The organism is Chitinophaga sp. 22308 (genome assembly GCF_052045305.1).
Lineage (GTDB): Bacteria > Bacteroidota > Bacteroidia > Chitinophagales > Chitinophagaceae > Chitinophaga > Chitinophaga varians_A.
Genome location: NZ_JBQEOP010000007.1, coordinates 356,069 through 372,418 on the forward strand (window position 1 = coordinate 356,069; position 16,350 = coordinate 372,418).

Sequence of the window (16,350 nt, forward strand, 5' to 3'; positions counted from 1 at the left end):
AAGGATAAATACGTAGATTGCCGGGGAGATGCTGACTGTTTCACCAGGCTAAAAAATGAGGAAATTAAATGGCGATACATACTGAGTTCACTCCCGTGAGATTCACCGGGCTCAAACTCACCAAACCGGCCACAGTAGCTGCCGGTATCCCGGCGGTGATCTCCAGCATGAAACATGTGCTGGAAGCGATGAATGCATTTAGGGCCATGAAAGCGTTGCTGGAACTGAACCAGAAAGACGGCTTTGACTGCCCCGGCTGCGCATGGCCGGACCCCGACGATGAGCGCTCCCCTATTGCGGAATATTGTGAAAACGGCGCTAAGGCCATTGCAGAAGAAGCCACTACGCGCAAGCTGGACCCTGCGTTTTTTGCAGCCAACAGTATAACCTCCCTCGGTGAACTCTCTGACTATGAAATCGGTAAAAAAGGAAGGATCGCGCAGCCGATGTATCTCGCTCCCGGCGCCTCCCATTATACACCAGTGTCCTGGGAGAAAGCTTATCATAAGATAGCGGAGCGGCTGCATCAGCTAGACAGTCCCGATGAGGCCGTGTTTTACACTTCGGGCCGCACCAGCAATGAAGCCGCCTTCCTTTACCAACTGATGGTAAGAGAATTCGGTACCAACAACCTGCCCGACTGTTCCAATATGTGCCATGAGTCCAGCGGCGTGGCCCTCGGCGAAGCAGTAGGCATCGGCAAAGGGTCGGTTACCCTTGAAGACGTACATCAGGCAGAAGTGATCGTTATCCTGGGCCAGAACCCCGGCACCAATCACCCCCGGATGCTTACCGCCCTGCAAAAGGCCAAGGCCAACGGCGCTACCATCATTGCGGTCAATCCCTTAAAGGAAACAGGATTGCTCAACTTCCTCAATCCGCAGACCATAAAAGGCGTCCTACAGGTAAAAACCCATCTCACCGATATCTTCCTACAGGTAAAAATAAATGGTGACATGGCCCTGCTGAAAGCACTCGCCCTCCTACTGCTGGAAGAAGAAGACAAAAATCCCGGGACCGTATTCGATCATTCATTTATCAGCAGCAATACGTCGGGGTATGAAGAATACATAGCGCATCTGCGACAGCATCGGTTGAGCGACCTTTCCGCCGCCTGCGGCATTTCGGAAGAACAGCTGCGAGAGGCTGCCGCCGCGCTGATGCATAAACAAAAGATAGTCGCCTGCTGGGCCATGGGATTGACCCAGCATAAGAATGCCGTTGACACTATCCGGGAGGTCGTCAACCTGCTACTGCTCAAAGGCAGTATCGGCAAGCCCGGCGCCGGCACCTGTCCGGTGAGAGGCCATAGCAACGTACAGGGCGACAGGACCATGGGCATATACGAAAAACCGGGCAACGCCCTGTTGCAGAAACTGGAAACCGTCTACGGTTTCAAACCACCCTATAAACACGGCTACGACGTAGTACATGCCATCCATGCCATGCACCGCGGCGACGCCAAAGTGTTCATCGCCATGGGCGGCAACTTCCTCTCCGCTACACCGGATACCGCCTATACGGCCCAGGCGCTGCGCAACTGCCGCCTTACCGTACACGTATCTACGAAATTAAACAGGAGCCACCTCGTTCACGGCCACGAAGCACTGATACTGCCATGCTTTGGCCGTAGCGACAAAGACATACAGCAGCAACAGCCACAGTTTGTCACCTGCGAAAACTCCATGGGCGTGGTACAGATGTCGAAAGGCAATCTGCATCCCATCTCTGAGCACCTGAGAAGTGAACCGGCGATCGTCTGCGAAATGGCCCGGGCCATACTGGGAACACAAAGCAAAGTGCCCTGGGAACTATACGCCAAACATTATGATCATATCCGGGACGCCATAGAAAAAGTGATCCCCGGTTTCGATAACTATAATAAACGTGTGCGCCACCCAGGCGGATTTTATCTGCCTAACGGCTCCAGGGTCGGGCAGTTCAATACCTACACCGGCAAAGCCAATTTTAATGTGGCGCCCGTGACGGTAACACCGCTTCGTCCGGAGGAATACCTGATGATGACCGTCCGCAGCCACGATCAGTTCAACACCACCATCTACGGACTGGACGACCGCTATCGCGGTGTACACCACGAAAGACGGATCATCTTCATGAACCCGGAAGACATCGCCCGGGCAGGGTTTGCGGCCGGCCAGGTAGTAGACCTCTATAACTATCACGGACAAACGGAGCGTGTGGCCCCCGGGTTTATCATAGTCGCCTATGATATCCCGGCAGGATGCACCGCCACCTACTTCCCCGAAACCAATGTGCTGGTACCGGTGGACACCGTGGCCGACAAAAGCAACACACCTGCATCCAAAAGCGTCATCATTCAAATTAAATCATCCACCATAAAAAGATAATCATGGGACCAGTAGTATGGCAGGCCACCAAATGGCCGGCAACGGAATTTTTAACGGTGACAAAACAGGAACACAACAGCGTGGTCAAAGGGATTATCAATGGCTGCACAGACGCGGAGCCTTTCTCTATTCAATATGAGATCGAGATCACGCCGGAATGGAAAGTATCCTCCTTTCATATCATACGGGACGGCCTTCAGCCCACAGCACTCAAACTGACGTCAGACCTGAACGGCCACTGGTTTGATAAAGACGGGAATCACATCGAAGCATTTGATGACTGCACAGACATCGATATTTCATTGACGCCTTTCACCAACACGCTGCCTATAAGGAGACTGGAGTTTGACCATGGAGAAAGGAAGCTGCTGAATATGCTCTATATTAAACTACCGGAGTTTGAACTGCAGAAACTACAGCAGTACTACACCAAAATGGACAACCACCTGTATCTCTACGAAAATGGCGACAGTGGCTTCCGGGCAGAGTTGCCGGTAGATGAAAACGGCATTGTGAAAGATTATCCGGGCATTTTTACACGGGTTTATTGACCTTTCGTTCCGGGGCTGAAGCCCTGGGCTACGTTGTGCTCTGGTTCTTTATTGGAGTAAGTCCGGGCATTTATGTATTTAACAGTCATCAGCGAAAACTAAGGAAAGCAGGAGCTTTCAGCGCCGATACGTCAAACCGGAAATCCACGATGGTGGTAATTTCCACCATGCTCTTGGGTTGCAGCACCGGCGCATTCGGGAAATAATACCCCGACACCTTGATGGTGTTGAGCGACAGGTTTTCGTTTTTGATCCGGAAACCACCTCCCACTCCAAAGTATACAGGATTGCTGAACAGGTTGTCATTTCTGGCGGTGATCATGGACGCCTGCAGCGAAGCAAAGAAGTTGAATTTAAACCCGAGGAACCGTAGTGGGCTGTAATACACGGTTTCAGAGCCAAAATTCAGGCGCTGGTAACCATTCAGCTTGGTATTCCGGTATCCCCAGATACCATTGTCATTATTGATATTAAGCGGCTTGTAGAAAAAAGGATTGGGGCTTTCCAGGTAGTCCAGGTTAAGGAACTGGCGGAAACGGGACTTCCTGATAGAGAAAAGCCGGCTATAGTACTCCGCCCTTGCATGGATAACGGCATCTTCCAGGGCGCCTTCCTGCCAGAATGTACTAACGCCCACGGTCGTATTAAAAAGGCCCTGTCTTCTGGTGGTCCAGTATTTCTGTGCTTCAAGGCCGGTATACAGCCTGCGCCGGTCACGCCATGTTTCCCAGCCGGTAGCGGCTTTTAGATTATACCCCAGCGGAATATCCTCCGTTCTGCCAAAGCCGAAGAACTGGTGCGCCTTAAAATAGTCCAGCCGGTACACCTGGAACTCCAGCAGGTAGTACCGATGGTCGTTATACACCGGGTCCCTTTTAAAGGTGTCCTGCTCGGGCATCCTGGAGAAATTGAGGTTAAAGTGCCTGAACAGCACCGCAAAATTAGGCTTCTGGTTGCTGCTGCCGTTATGCCCGTAATTATTGATGAAATTGTAACCTGCCCAGCCATCGATAACAGTGTAGCGGTAATCACGGTAAAGCAGGCTGTCGATGGTCTGTTGTTCCCTCCCCAGGATATTGATGGACCAGTTCTCGGCCAGCATGAGGCCCCCCACCCATTTGGCGGCGTTGCGGTACAGTGGCCGGTTGAGGGACAGGTATATTGTTCCCTCGTACACGTTAGTGTCCAGCGGCGTGGTAATGTTGAGCGTCGAGTACCCTACTCCCAGGTCTACGAAAGAACCGAGCACATTATATTTGGTATAACGGGCTTCTGTGTTCCAGGTGGGTGAATAGTCGCTGCGCCACTGGAAGCCTGCCTGCAGTGCCTGCCCAGCTCCCAGCAGGTTGTTGTTGGATACCCGGGTCTTAATGTTAGTGGCGCTGAACTGCGACAGGTCCACACCGTATTCAAATACATCCTTGGTAACTACTTCCACATCCACAGAATCGGAGTCCGGATTACTGTTCCTGACGTGAATACGGGCATCAGAGAAGAACGGCCTGTTACGCAGGTAACGTTCGTTATCCGCCAGCTCGTAGGGGTCCAACCGGGTGCCTTCGCGGAAAAACAGCGACTGGCGGACCACCCACTCCCGCGAATCGAAGTGCAGCCTGTTGGCCAGGTGGATCAGCTTCATGCTGGTGGTAAAAGTGGTATCGTTGATGCTACGGGGACCGAACACCTTTACCTGGCGGTAGTAGATGTTCCTGATGACTTTTCCCACAAACGGGGTAAAATATGCCTCACTTTTGGTAATGACGCTGTCCATGTCCACATCGGGCGTCTGTACGTCCTGCTTGGTAATACGGCGTATAAAAGACTGACGGTACTCTTTATTTCGCAGTGAATCGCGGTATTCCCCTATCTTTTTCATGAGGCCGTTGCCCCGCTTAGGCACCGTGTCCGCCACCGGTTGGTCCTGGGCAAACGCGATCTGGCACCAGCAAAGGAGCCAGCAGGTAACAGAAATAGCAGTTAATATTTTTAGTTCCGTCCTCAAGGGTTATCGAAGGTGACAAGTATATTAAAAAAATTTGGGATTGCGTGTAATGCAATTATTGTACTGGACAGGAATAATAATTGAATGAAGCAGAATGGATAAGAAAGTTTATTGCAACCACTATTATATATTGTTCACCTTAAAACCTTCTGCTATGTTACGTTGGGCATTAATATTCTTTATTGTGGCTATTGTGGCGGCCATTTTTGGTTTTGGTGGTATCGCTGCCGGCGCCGCATCCATTGCCAAAATACTGTTTTTTATTTTCCTGGTGCTGTTCCTCATTTCGTTATTGTCAGGACTGCTCAGGAAATAAACAAAAAAGCAGGGATGGTGTCATCCCTGCTTTTTTTATTTTACAATGCTGGTTTCCCAGCCGTCATATTCTGCATTCACCTGTTGTGCCAGCTCCCAGAGCGTCATGACCACACTGTCGATAGTGGCCTCACTGGCTTTGTCCGATCGCGAGACGCATAATTTAAACGGAAACTCGGGATTGTCGTTCTTCATATCATGCGCGATCTCGAAACCATTCTCACGGATATGTTCCCAATAGGCCGTTTTGTCTTCCTCTGTACGGAAGTGTATCCAGTGTTCGATGGGACGTTCCCGTTCAGACATGTCGCCATGCTGACGAAGCATCCGCAATACTTTCCTGTTCTGGATACGCTGGAATTCATATACGTCGGGAAACAGGAAGTCGAAATAAAGTTCCCAGTTGTTATCTTCCTTTACACCGTAGTCGTACCGGTAATCCGGGAATTTGATCATTGCATCCGCAATGAATTTATCATGCAGCAACAGATTGCCTGTATAAAAATAAAAGTCTCGCACACCATTGGAAAAGGTACGTCCCACAAAATGCGCATCCAGATTGGTTGTCAGCTGTTCTACCAGGCTGTCTTCTATCTCGCCCATGATGGCGAATTCATCATTCTGTGGAAACCCGTCTTCCCGGGGATTGTTCAGGTATACCGTAATATATATGGCATTCGGCTTCTCCTTCAATGGTGCAAATCGTCTCAGATCAAGGTCAAGGCCTATTACTGCTGGACTTTCTTCAATATGGCACGTGTAAATATCCCAGTCCGGTCGGTAATCCTTATGCATATAAAAAAATTAAAATAACGCAACAGCTGGCTGTAAAGATACGTAGCTATCTGTTACCATCGAAATCATAAAACAATTATCTGCGCTTTTTTATCACCAAAAATTAACGTATGATTTTTGGTTTGATCATCATCACCCTTTCAACACCACACAGCAGGCTTAACACTAATTAACACTCGTGGATTTTCAGGCACACCCTTTGTGAAACCATTACCTGTAAAGAATCCTGCGCGATTCTGAAGTTCAAACATGTTACTGTAGAGGATCTTGACACACCTTTCATCCTAAAAAAGTGATTTTCTTCCTTCATTAAAACTAAATTTACCGCCGCTATAAATTGTTGGACGCTAGTAAAAGAAATTATGAGAAAAGTTGTATTGCTATTGACAGGATGGATGTTCTTGTTTAACCTGGCATTAACGGCACAGCAGCACGGCACCAAACCTCCTGCTGCCAATACCGGAACGATCTACGGAAAACTGCTCGACGCTCAGACCGGCAAACCGGTGGAATATGCTTCTGTGGCCGTGTTACGCCCAGACTCTTCCGTGCTCACCGGCATGCTCTCCAAACCCAACGGTGATTTTAATTTTGAGAATCTCGTTATCGGTAAATATATCCTGAAGATAAATTTCATCGGTTATGAAGCCTTCTTCAAACTGGTACAGCTCAACGCACAAAGCACCAGTGTTGATGCGGGCAATATTAAACTTCGGCCTAATGTAAAGTCCCTGGCGGCTGTCAACGTGGTAGGCGAGAAACCGGCCTTTACCATGGCCATCGACAAAAGGGTGTTTAACGTGGAGAAGAACCTGGCCAGCATCGGTGGTACGGCCACGGACGTACTGAAACAAGTACCATCCGTCAGCGTGGACATCGACGGCAACGTGAGCGTACGTAACGGCGCCCCCACCATTTTTGTGGACGGCCGTCCTACTACCCTCACCCTCGACCAGATCCCCGCAGACGCCATCGCCAACATCGAAGTGGTCACCAACCCCTCGGCGAAATACGACGCGGAAGGAATGAGCGGTATCTTAAACATCGTCCTGAAAAAAAATAAAAAGGCAGGTATCAACGGGCAGCTCAGTGCAGGCGTAACCTCTCTTGGCAGCACCAACACCGGCATCGATTTTAACCTGCGGCAGGAGAAATTCAATTTCTTCGTCAACTACGGCACCCGTAACCGTAAGTCACCCATGACCAGCCGCATCTCCCGGAAAAATATCCTGGCAGATACCACTACCTACACAGACCAGCTGCAGGACGGCGACTTCTATCGCAACTTCCAGACAGGCCGCATCGGCTTCGACTGGTTCATCGACAACCGCAACACCATTACCATCTCGGAAGGCCTTACCGGCGGTAATTTCAACCGCTACAACGACCAAACCCAAAACGAAATGGACATCCACCGGGAACTGGTCCGCTACGGCACAGGGATCAACAACAGCAAAAACGGGTTCCGTAACTATACCACCCAGCTGGGCTATAAACACACCTTTGCACGCGAAGGCGAAGAACTGACTGCCGACTTTACCTACAACTACGCCACCAGTGACAACAGCTCCGCGTATTCCCTGCAATACTATAACCTGAAAGGGGATACGATCAACAGCCCGGTAAAACCGCAGAACCGCTATAGCAACGGTGACGGTAAAACCACCTACATCACCGGACAAATAGATTATGTGCGGCCCTTCTCTGATAAATCAAAAATAGAAATGGGCCTGCGCACCAATACCCGCAAATTCGACAACTACACCAATACCTTCGGACAGAACTATCCCAGTGGTACTTTCACCATCGATTCAGCACTGTCCAACAACTATCACTACCAGGAACAGATCAACGCCGGATATGTGAGCTATACCGGCTCGCAGGGCAACTTCGGCTACCAGGCGGGCTTGCGGGCGGAGCAGTCCAACTATAACGGTGAAACCCGCTTCGGCGACAAAGCATCTTACAAGATCAACTACCCGATCAGCCTTTTCCCAAGCGTGTTCCTGTCACAGAAATTCAAAGGCGACCATGAGTTGCAGCTCAACTACAGCCGCCGTATACGCCGGCCATGGTTCCGCGATCTGCTGCCTACCATTGACTACAGCGGACAGAATGCAAGTCGCGGCAACCCCGACCTGCGCCCGGAATTCACCAACTCTTTTGAGCTGTCCTACCTGAAAGACATTGCCCACAAGCACAACGTACTGGTGTCATTGTACTATCGCAACACCGATAATGCCATCACTGATTTTTATGTAGACACCACCCTTAACCTGAACGGACAAACGCAAAGGGTGCTGTTGTCTTACCCGATCAATGCCAGCACACGCAATTCCTATGGCGCTGAAATTACCGTAAGAAGCCAGCTTACCAAAGACTGGGACCTTACGGCCAACGTCAACCTGGCGCAGACAAAAATCAATGCCGGCACCCAGGGAGACAACCTCAGCAACTCAGGCTTTACCTGGTTCGGTAAGCTGAACAGCAATACCAAACTACCATGGAACCTCACCCTGCAGATCACCGGCGAATATGAATCCCGCCAGATCCTGCCGCAGGGAGAACGGAAACCGCAATACTCCATTGACGCCGGTGTCAAAAAAGATATGCTGAAGAATAAAGCACTGTCTATTTCTCTTACCCTGAACGACATCTTTAATTCAGACCGTAATCTCAGTTATACCACTACCGCCTTCTCCGAAACAGAAAACTACCGCAAACGCCTCAGCCGCGAGCTACGCCTCAATGCCACCTGGCGTTTCGGAAAAATGGACTATAACCTGTTCAAACGTAAGAACAACAAGTCCGGAAAAGACAATAACGGCGAAATGGGCGGCGGCGATAAAAGCGAATAGTCCTCTACCCGCTCTCTTAACACAAAGCGCGCAGCGATTTCTTTCATGACGAAAAAATCACTGCGCGCTTTTTCTATTTCTGTTTTACATTAGTGCCACAAATCAAACTACATGGACTCTATTTACCATACCATTACCCTGCGTTTCCTGGCCGAACCTTCTGACGTTAACTTTGGCGGTAAAGTACACGGCGGATCTGTGATGAAATGGATTGACCAGGCGGGATATACCTGTGCAGCCAATTGGAGCGGACAATATGCTGTAACGGTGTATGTGGGCGGCATTCGTTTTTTTAAGCCCATTGCCATTGGCGACCTGGTGGAAATTACCGCTACCATCATCTACACCGGCAATACCAGCATGCATATTTCCATTGACGTTTTTGCGGGTAATCCCCGGCAGCAGCACAAACAGAAGACCACGCACTGTGTTATGGTGTTTGCTGCGGTAGATGATAATGGCAAAACCATACCGGTGCCCAAATGGACACCGCGTACGGCTAATGAGATCAGTATGGAGAGTTATGCTAAAAAACTGATGGACCTTCGTAAGGACATCGATGAAGAAATGAAACCCTACATGTAGGCCGATGTGGGCTCATTCAACGTAGTCCTGGGAATATGCAGGTAATTCAACATAGCCCGGGGCTTCTGCCCTGGGACAACGTCAATGGCTAAACTGCATTTCGCTCAGCATGCGGTACAGGCCTCCGTCTACACCTATCAATTCAGTATGGGTACCTTGTTCCACGATGTGGCCTTTGTCCAGCACAATGATTTTGTCGGCCTGCCGGATAGTAGACAGCCGGTGGGCGATGACTATAGATGTACGGCCTTCCATCAGCTTGTCCAGCGCGTCCTGCACCAGTCTTTCCGACTCAGAGTCCAGCGCCGATGTGGCCTCGTCGAGGATGAGGATACGCGGGTTTTTAAGTACCGCCCTTGCGATAGCGATACGCTGGCGTTGCCCGCCTGACAGCTGAATACCGCGTTCACCCACGATGGTTTCCAGTCCAAGGGGAAAATGCCTGATAAACTCCCACGCGTTGGCTTTACGGGCAGCAGCTTCTATTTCCTCTTCTGCTGCGTCAGGTTTACCATATGCAATGTTCTCCCGGATAGTGCCTCCAAAAAGGAAGACGTCCTGTGGCACCACCGCCATTTGAGAACGGAGCACAGACAGCGGGATAGTAGTTCCTGGCTTGCCATCATACAGCACGCGGCCTTCTGTAGGGTCGTAAAGGCGCAGCAGCAGTGACACGATTGTGCTTTTACCTGCGCCGCTGGGGCCTACCAGTGCTACTTTCTGGTCTTCTTCCACTTCAAAGGAAACATCTTTCAGGATGGTCAGGTCCGGCCGGGAAGGATAATGGAAAGAAATATTACGGAAGGAAATCTGTCCTCCCAGCTGGTCTGCCGGTGCTATCTCGGGAACCGGGGTAATAGCTTCTTCCGGTTCATCGAGTATTTCGAGCAGGTTTTCTGTGGCGCCGATGCTTTTCTGCAGGCTGGTATATATTTCCGCCAGCCCGGCAATGGAACCGCCGATGAATACGGAATAGAGGATAAATGACAACAGCTGGGGCGTACTGATGCCCATAGACACCCCTCTCCAGATAACCGCCACCAGTGCCCCAAAGATACCCAGGATAATAAAAGAGGAAAAAGCCCCGCGGAATTTACCGCTCTTCATGCCGATGCGGGCCGCCTCATTGGTACGCTGGCGGTAGCGGGCTATTTCAAACTGTTCGTTGGCGAATGCTTTTACATTGAGAATCCCCTGCAGGGTTTCTTCCACCACTGTATTGGCTGCAGCCACCTGGGTCTGTACCTGTTTGGAGAAACGGCGGATAAACTTGCCGAAGAACACCGCGGCCACCATCATAATGGGCAGAATGGCCAGCATAAAGGCGGTCAGCTGCCAGGAGGTCACCAGCAGAATGATCACCCCACCGACGATGATGATCATCTGGCGGATAAACTCAGCCAGCGTGGTGGTAAAGGTGTCCTGTAACAGGGAAATATCTGAAGAAATACGGCTGCTCAGCTCTCCCACCCTTCTTTCGAGGAAAAACCGCATCGGCAGCTTGATCATATGACTATACACATGCTGCCGCAGTGCGGCCAGTGTCTTTTCTGAGACGTTTACAAACAGGATGGTCCGGAAAAAAGAGAAAATGGCCTGCGCCACCAGTACCGCCACCAGCATCAGCCCAGCCTTGTTAAAGCCGTGAAGCAGCTCCCCAACGCTTTTGGGGTCTACCAGGTCTCCCAACAAACGGGGAAATGCCAGGCCTGCCAGGCTGGAGATCAACAAAAAGGCGAGTCCGAGGGCAAATTCAGCCCAGTAAGGTTTTACATAACGGAAAAGGCGAAAGGTCTTTTTAAGGGACGTCCATTTCAGAATTGGTTTGGGAGCCGGGACGACGGCAGTGGTTTCATTTTGCATTAGGATATATACTTTGTTAATGGGGACGATCTACTCACAAAGATATTGCATTAAGAAATGCCTTACTTCGGATAAAATAATTTTATTCCGTAGTAAGGCATTGTTGCGGGCAACAGGCTACTATTGCGATTTGTGCCCCGGATTTTTGGAGGAATCTCCGGCTCCGGTACCGAAGCGGGCTGAATCTTCGCCCGGATTAATAGCTCCCGGAGGTGTCTGCGCCGCCGGCGCGGTGTCCGGAATAATAGCGGCCGTGTCTGTGGTGCCACTGTTGTTCAGGTTCATCGAATCCTGATTGTTGTGTTGTGCGCCGTTGCCACAGGCCGTCAGCATGGCCGCCGATATGCCGGCAACCAGCAACAGGTAAGATACTTTCATGGTCCAGTGTTTAAGGGTGAAGTAAACAGTTACATGGTATAATCAAGCTCCACCCGGTTAAACATCTACTGGCGCGAAGTATCAGGTTTGGTCATGGTGGTGTCTACCGGTATTACGCTGGTGCTGTCTACCTTCGGTATTGAAACCGCAGCGGAATCGGCTTCACGGGATGCCTCCTTGCTGCTGTTACAGGCGAATAAAAGGATACACAACACTCCTGTAACGCAGGCTACCATAAAAAATTTATATACGAAAGGCTTCATATGGCAGGTATTTATTGTCTTAATTCACAACCTGCAGGAAAGAATTGTGCCAACCCTTACATTTGCAGGAAGTTATTTCCCCAACAATATGAAACACGTTGTACAAATTATTCAGGAAGACCAGATACTGAAAGTATGCGTTGCCCTGCTGATAGGTACTCTACTGGGCCTTGAGCGCGAGTACAAACGCAAAGCTGCCGGTATGCGTACCATGACGCTCATCTGCTTAAGCAGTACCCTTTTTACTATACTGTCGGCCGAACTGGGCTACCCTAACAGTCCGGACCGTGTGGCTTCCAACATCCTTACCGGCGTAGGTTTCATAGGTGCAGGGGTTATCTTTAAAAATGATTACACCATAGATGGCATTACCACCGCCGCTTCCATCTGGATAGCCGCAGCCCTTGGCATGGCCATCGGCATGAGCCAGTACGTGCTGGCCGTAGGCGGACTGGCAGGCGCTTTGATCGTACTCATACTGATGGAGTTCACCGAAAAAAGTATCGCTGAGGTCAACGACAAACGGTATTATATCATCTATTTTCATGAAGACAAACTTCCGGAGGTGGACATAGAACATATTCTCCGCAACTTTGGATTAAAATATAAACGGATGTTCATCGTACGGAAAGCGGACCTGATAGAGCTCAGTTACACAGTCCGGGGAAATCGTAGCAAAATGGAACAATTAGATGACTTTTTGCTACAGAACAAATCCGTTACAGAGTTTCAGGTACAACAAAACCCACTATAACTACATTATGCCTTCTTATGCAGACATGCCTTTGCACTATGGTCACGTACCGCCCTGGCTGGCCAAACGCATGGCCCTTCTGGGTGGCGCCATTGTAGAGGCAATTGTGACAGACTACGGAAAAGGTGAAGTAATAAGGCGGCTGAGCGATCCCTGCTGGTTTCAGGCGCTGGGATGTGTGCTGGGCATGGACTGGCATTCTTCCGGCATCACCACCAGCGTTATGGGCGCACTGAAAAAAGCCATCAATCCCCGTTCCCAGGAACTGGGCATTTATATCTGCGGCGGCAAAGGCCGCCACAGCCGCGAAACACCTGCAGAACTGATGCGCATAGCCGAAAAAACCGGTCTGCCCGGAGAACAGCTGGTGCACAGCAGCAAACTCACCGCCAAGGTAGACAACACCGCTATCCAGGACGGCTTCCAGCTGTACCTGCATTCTTTCATTTTGTCGACAGACGGCGACTGGGCCGTGGTGCAGCAGGGCATGAACGACGCCAGCAGCATGGCACGGCGCTACCACTGGCATTCCACGGCATTCACTTCGTACACGGAGGCTCCGCATACTTTTATCTACGGCCGCAACCAGGGCATGATCCTCAATCTCACCGACATGCAGGCGGCTCCCACAAAGAACGGCATTCTTCAATTGCTGGAGGAAAAACCTGCACACCTGTTGCCCGAAATACGCAACCTGGTGATGCCTTCCCATCACGACGTACGGGCGGAAAATGTCAATCTTAAAAGACTGGGCAGCGTGCTGGCGCTGGCGCATGATGTACACCCTGCCAATTTTGAATCGCTCCTGATGCTGGAAGGCGTAGGTCCGCGGACGTTACAGTCCCTCACCCTCGTCAGTGAAGTGATACACAGTACTCCTTCCCGCTTTGAAGACCCGGCACGATTTTCTTTTGCTCATGGCGGTAAAGACGGACATCCGTTCCCCGTGCCCGTCCGGATCTATGATGAAACCATCGACACGCTGCGGGATGCGCTGAACAAAGCCAAAATAGGTCACACCGACAAACAGGAGGCCATCCGCAAGCTCTCTGTCCTCGCGCAAAAAATTGAGCAGGACTTTGAGCCCAATGCTAATTTTGAAAAGGTCATAGAACGGGAAAAGCGGGATTCGTGGAAATATGGCGGACGTACAGTCTTTGGTAAAGCTGCTCCACCGAAAGACGGGGAGCAACTATCTTTATTCTGAAGCTACAGCGGAAAATCATGAAAGACTACAACACCCTCACGGTACCCGAAGCAACCCTGCTGCAGCAGGAAATGCGCAAAGAAGTGATCACGGCGCCATTCAATGGAAAGATACAACTGATCGCCGGGGCAGACATCTCCTTTAATAAATTCAGTACTACCGTATATGCCGGTATTGTATTAATGCGGTTCCCCGGCCTGGAGCCGGTGGGCTACAGTCTCGTGGTTAAAGAAGTCACGTTTCCCTATGTGCCGGGCTTTCTGGCCTTCCGGGAAGTGCCGGCGTTACTGGACGCGTGGCAGCAGCTGCCGCAGAAACCGGACGTACTGGTGGTGGACGGCCATGGTATTGCCCACCCCCGGCGCATGGGCATCGCCTCTCATTTCGGGGTGCTGGCCGGACAGGTGACGGTGGGCAGCGCGAAGAAAAAGCTGTACGGCAGCTATGAAGAACCCGGCGAAGAGCGGGGCTCACATACGCCACTGACAGATAAACAAGGCGTGGTGATCGGCACCGTGCTGCGCAGCAAACAAAAGGTAAAACCCATTTTCGTCTCCCCCGGGCACCTGATCGATGTGCCAGGCAGCCTGGCACTGGTGGAACAGTGCGTGCGGAAACACCGGCTGCCGGAACCTACACGGCTGGCGCACAATGCGGTCAACCAGTTCCGGCTGGGCGTTCTCCCGCAAGGCTATACGCCCGTCTGACCGTTAAAATTGTATCCAGGCCACACAGGCTTGCTTCTCCGTGCCTTTGCGGCTGATCATCACGGTGGCGTATACACGCTGCGCCTGGTCGTAGCTTGAAGCGCCCATCATACAATAATAGCCTTTCGTCACTTCCGGCGTTCCAAACAGGAAAAGCCGTTCCATTTTGCCATTATAGAACCGGTAACATACGAAGTTGGCGTCTGTGGTATATTTCAGCGGCTTCTTTACTTTGTCCTGTCCGCCGGAATCGAGGTATTGCAGGTAATCATTGAACAGTACAAAGGTGGCATTGGGAATATTGACATAGTCATAAGACAGGTAAGTGTTGGTATTCAACGCTGCGATTTTGTTCCGGAAAACCCATTCGCTTTTCATTCTGCGGTGCAGTGAAAAAGGCTCGCATACGCCGGTGATAGACTGGTACTTGGAAACTGCCAGTGTTTCGTTCTCCCGGCCTGTGGAGTCCAGAAGCGCCACACCGATGTCGCCCATATTGGTATGCAGTTTATTGATCTGCGTATTGCCTTGTTTGTAGCGGGTAAGCGTTTCCAGCAGCAGGGTACCGCTGCCATCCGGCTGCCAGAACATGCGCTGGGGCGCGCCTTTGTAATCTTCCTTGTAGCCAAGGTTCAGCTGTACGTTCTTTCCCAGCTCGGGGAAGGACAACTGCTGATGTTTACGCAGCTTGCCGGAAGACAACAGCGTGTTCAGGAAGATACCGCTGCTGCCATCTGACCGTTGGCCGGGGGCATATAATAACAGCTTCACTTCATCGCGGGCAGGCAGGTACTGCTGATAACCGCTTACATCGCCGAAATTGGCCGTATAGTCGAGCACGTGATGCGCAAAGGTGGCGGAATCGGGCGACAGGGCTGAGAAAATAACTTTAGACCACGGTTCGTTGCCTTTCCTTTTGGCATTGAATCCCACCGTGCTCATATATACCTTGTCTTTACCATGCACCGACAGGCTGATGTAACTGAAATAGCTATACGTTGTATCCGGCAGATAATAAAGCCCGGTGTTAAGCAGTTCATGCGACGGGGAGAAATGCGTCACCCGGATACGCTCGCGGATACTATCGTTGCGTTGTATTTCTGCACCATTGAAAAAGGCCACTGCATAGTAGTCGCTGTCAGGGTCTTTTTCCACATAACAGTCGTGCGAGGCCAGGTTCTCCTGCACATATACGCTACGATGCTGCACTGTGGACAGTTCTCCCAGTTTATCCTCTCTTAGCAGTTTCCCGTTTTGGGGGTCCAGTACCAGCCGGAAAAACACCGGCACATATTTCACGAGCTGCTGGAGAAAGATCACCGGTTGACCGTTGATTTCATAGATACCGTCTATTTCTGTGGATTCCAGATCGGCCGCGTTCCACAAACTGCCGCCCACGGAATCTGCTGCTATCTGTTCGTGTTTGGCGTTGTATACGGTCACCCTCATCCCTTCTTTTTTGGAAAAATGTAACCAGAAGGTATGACCATTCTTTAATTGCATCAGTTTGTCCCATCCGTCCAACGGCTCTTCCATGGCAGGTCCCAGGGTTACAACGGGCACCTGTGCATACAGGCCGGCAGGGATCAAAAACAAGCATAACCAAACAACTGATCTGATATAGGACATCATCTTACTAATTATATATTTCAAATATATATAATTATATGTAATTATCTATTTCTCACATGTATTATCAAAGA

The 16,350-nt window shown here is 50.6% G+C and carries 14 protein-coding genes; 8 read left to right on the plus strand and 6 right to left on the minus strand.

Going from position 1 to position 16,350, the window contains the following annotated elements; translation table 11 throughout:
- The first annotated feature begins 68 nt into the window (after positions 1-68).
- The gene (locus ACTJJS_RS27485) at positions 69-2,369 is read left to right on the plus strand and encodes an FdhF/YdeP family oxidoreductase (RefSeq protein ID WP_440666656.1); all 2,301 of its coding nucleotides are present in this window, start codon (positions 69-71) and stop codon (positions 2,367-2,369) included.
- Positions 2,370-2,371: 2 nt separating this feature from the next.
- Positions 2,372-2,920 (plus strand): putative glycolipid-binding domain-containing protein, encoded by a 549-nt coding sequence (locus ACTJJS_RS27490; protein WP_168874226.1) that lies wholly within the window; start codon positions 2,372-2,374, stop codon positions 2,918-2,920.
- A gap of 88 nt (positions 2,921-3,008) precedes the next feature.
- Here ACTJJS_RS27490 and ACTJJS_RS27495 read toward each other — a convergent pair whose 3' ends face one another.
- Positions 3,009-4,922 (minus strand): hypothetical protein, encoded by a 1,914-nt coding sequence (locus ACTJJS_RS27495; protein WP_440666658.1) that lies wholly within the window; start codon positions 4,920-4,922, stop codon positions 3,009-3,011.
- 154 nt (positions 4,923-5,076) lie between these two features.
- Between ACTJJS_RS27495 and ACTJJS_RS27500 the strand changes: the two genes are divergently transcribed.
- Positions 5,077-5,238 (plus strand): DUF1328 family protein, encoded by a 162-nt coding sequence (locus tag ACTJJS_RS27500; RefSeq protein WP_078672524.1) that lies wholly within the window; start codon positions 5,077-5,079, stop codon positions 5,236-5,238.
- 35 nt (positions 5,239-5,273) lie between these two features.
- Here ACTJJS_RS27500 and ACTJJS_RS27505 read toward each other — a convergent pair whose 3' ends face one another.
- Complete coding sequence (locus tag ACTJJS_RS27505) at positions 5,274-6,032, minus strand: DUF695 domain-containing protein (RefSeq protein WP_168803542.1); 759 nt, start codon at positions 6,030-6,032, stop codon at positions 5,274-5,276.
- A gap of 362 nt (positions 6,033-6,394) precedes the next feature.
- Here ACTJJS_RS27505 and ACTJJS_RS27510 point away from each other — a divergent pair, with 362 nt between their 5' ends.
- The gene (locus ACTJJS_RS27510; protein WP_440666660.1) at positions 6,395-8,890 is read left to right on the plus strand and encodes a TonB-dependent receptor domain-containing protein; all 2,496 of its coding nucleotides are present in this window, start codon (positions 6,395-6,397) and stop codon (positions 8,888-8,890) included.
- Between the two features lie 111 nt (positions 8,891-9,001).
- Positions 9,002-9,475, plus strand: coding sequence for an acyl-CoA thioesterase (locus ACTJJS_RS27515; RefSeq protein ID WP_078672521.1), 474 nt, complete (start codon positions 9,002-9,004; stop codon positions 9,473-9,475).
- A gap of 81 nt (positions 9,476-9,556) precedes the next feature.
- Here ACTJJS_RS27515 and ACTJJS_RS27520 read toward each other — a convergent pair whose 3' ends face one another.
- The 3 genes from ACTJJS_RS27520 to ACTJJS_RS27530 form a co-directional block, all read right to left on the minus strand.
- Positions 9,557-11,338: an ABC transporter ATP-binding protein gene (locus ACTJJS_RS27520; RefSeq protein WP_440666663.1), complete on the minus strand. Its 1,782-nt coding sequence runs from the start codon at positions 11,336-11,338 to the stop codon at positions 9,557-9,559.
- A gap of 120 nt (positions 11,339-11,458) precedes the next feature.
- Positions 11,459-11,716 carry a hypothetical protein gene (locus ACTJJS_RS27525; RefSeq protein WP_168874231.1) on the minus strand — a complete coding sequence of 86 codons (258 nt, stop codon included), beginning with the start codon at positions 11,714-11,716 and terminating at the stop codon, positions 11,459-11,461.
- 65 nt (positions 11,717-11,781) lie between these two features.
- The gene (locus ACTJJS_RS27530; protein WP_440666665.1) at positions 11,782-11,979 is read right to left on the minus strand and encodes a hypothetical protein; all 198 of its coding nucleotides are present in this window, start codon (positions 11,977-11,979) and stop codon (positions 11,782-11,784) included.
- Positions 11,980-12,067: 88 nt separating this feature from the next.
- On the opposite strand from ACTJJS_RS27530, the gene ACTJJS_RS27535 reads away from it, so the two are divergent.
- The 3 genes from ACTJJS_RS27535 to nfi are packed head-to-tail and all read left to right on the plus strand — an operon-like array spanning position 12,068 to position 14,647.
- The gene (locus tag ACTJJS_RS27535; RefSeq protein WP_440666667.1) at positions 12,068-12,733 is read left to right on the plus strand and encodes an MgtC/SapB family protein; all 666 of its coding nucleotides are present in this window, start codon (positions 12,068-12,070) and stop codon (positions 12,731-12,733) included.
- A 7-nt stretch (positions 12,734-12,740) separates the two neighbouring features.
- The gene (locus ACTJJS_RS27540; protein ID WP_440666669.1) at positions 12,741-13,940 is read left to right on the plus strand and encodes a DUF763 domain-containing protein; all 1,200 of its coding nucleotides are present in this window, start codon (positions 12,741-12,743) and stop codon (positions 13,938-13,940) included.
- Positions 13,941-13,957: 17 nt separating this feature from the next.
- Positions 13,958-14,647 (plus strand): deoxyribonuclease V, encoded by a 690-nt coding sequence (nfi, locus tag ACTJJS_RS27545; protein WP_440666671.1) that lies wholly within the window; start codon positions 13,958-13,960, stop codon positions 14,645-14,647.
- A gap of 3 nt (positions 14,648-14,650) precedes the next feature.
- Here nfi and ACTJJS_RS27550 read toward each other — a convergent pair whose 3' ends face one another.
- Positions 14,651-16,279, minus strand: coding sequence for a hypothetical protein (locus tag ACTJJS_RS27550; RefSeq protein ID WP_440666672.1), 1,629 nt, complete (start codon positions 16,277-16,279; stop codon positions 14,651-14,653).
- Positions 16,280-16,350: the final 71 nt, after the last annotated feature.

Coding starts and splice junctions, on each gene's coding strand:
- ACTJJS_RS27485 (WP_440666656.1), top strand. CDS start 69: ATGGCGATACATACTGAGTTCACTCCCGTGAGATTCACCGGGCTCAAA.
- ACTJJS_RS27490 (WP_168874226.1), top strand. CDS start 2,372: ATGGGACCAGTAGTATGGCAGGCCACCAAATGGCCGGCAACGGAATTT.
- ACTJJS_RS27500 (WP_078672524.1), top strand. CDS start 5,077: ATGTTACGTTGGGCATTAATATTCTTTATTGTGGCTATTGTGGCGGCC.
- ACTJJS_RS27505 (WP_168803542.1), bottom strand. CDS start 6,032: ATGCATAAGGATTACCGACCGGACTGGGATATTTACACGTGCCATATT.
- ACTJJS_RS27510 (WP_440666660.1), top strand. CDS start 6,395: ATGAGAAAAGTTGTATTGCTATTGACAGGATGGATGTTCTTGTTTAAC.
- ACTJJS_RS27515 (WP_078672521.1), top strand. CDS start 9,002: ATGGACTCTATTTACCATACCATTACCCTGCGTTTCCTGGCCGAACCT.
- ACTJJS_RS27520 (WP_440666663.1), bottom strand. CDS start 11,338: ATGCAAAATGAAACCACTGCCGTCGTCCCGGCTCCCAAACCAATTCTG.
- ACTJJS_RS27525 (WP_168874231.1), bottom strand. CDS start 11,716: ATGAAAGTATCTTACCTGTTGCTGGTTGCCGGCATATCGGCGGCCATG.
- ACTJJS_RS27530 (WP_440666665.1), bottom strand. CDS start 11,979: ATGAAGCCTTTCGTATATAAATTTTTTATGGTAGCCTGCGTTACAGGA.
- ACTJJS_RS27535 (WP_440666667.1), top strand. CDS start 12,068: ATGAAACACGTTGTACAAATTATTCAGGAAGACCAGATACTGAAAGTA.
- ACTJJS_RS27540 (WP_440666669.1), top strand. CDS start 12,741: ATGCCTTCTTATGCAGACATGCCTTTGCACTATGGTCACGTACCGCCC.
- nfi (WP_440666671.1), top strand. CDS start 13,958: ATGAAAGACTACAACACCCTCACGGTACCCGAAGCAACCCTGCTGCAG.
- ACTJJS_RS27550 (WP_440666672.1), bottom strand. CDS start 16,279: ATGATGTCCTATATCAGATCAGTTGTTTGGTTATGCTTGTTTTTGATC.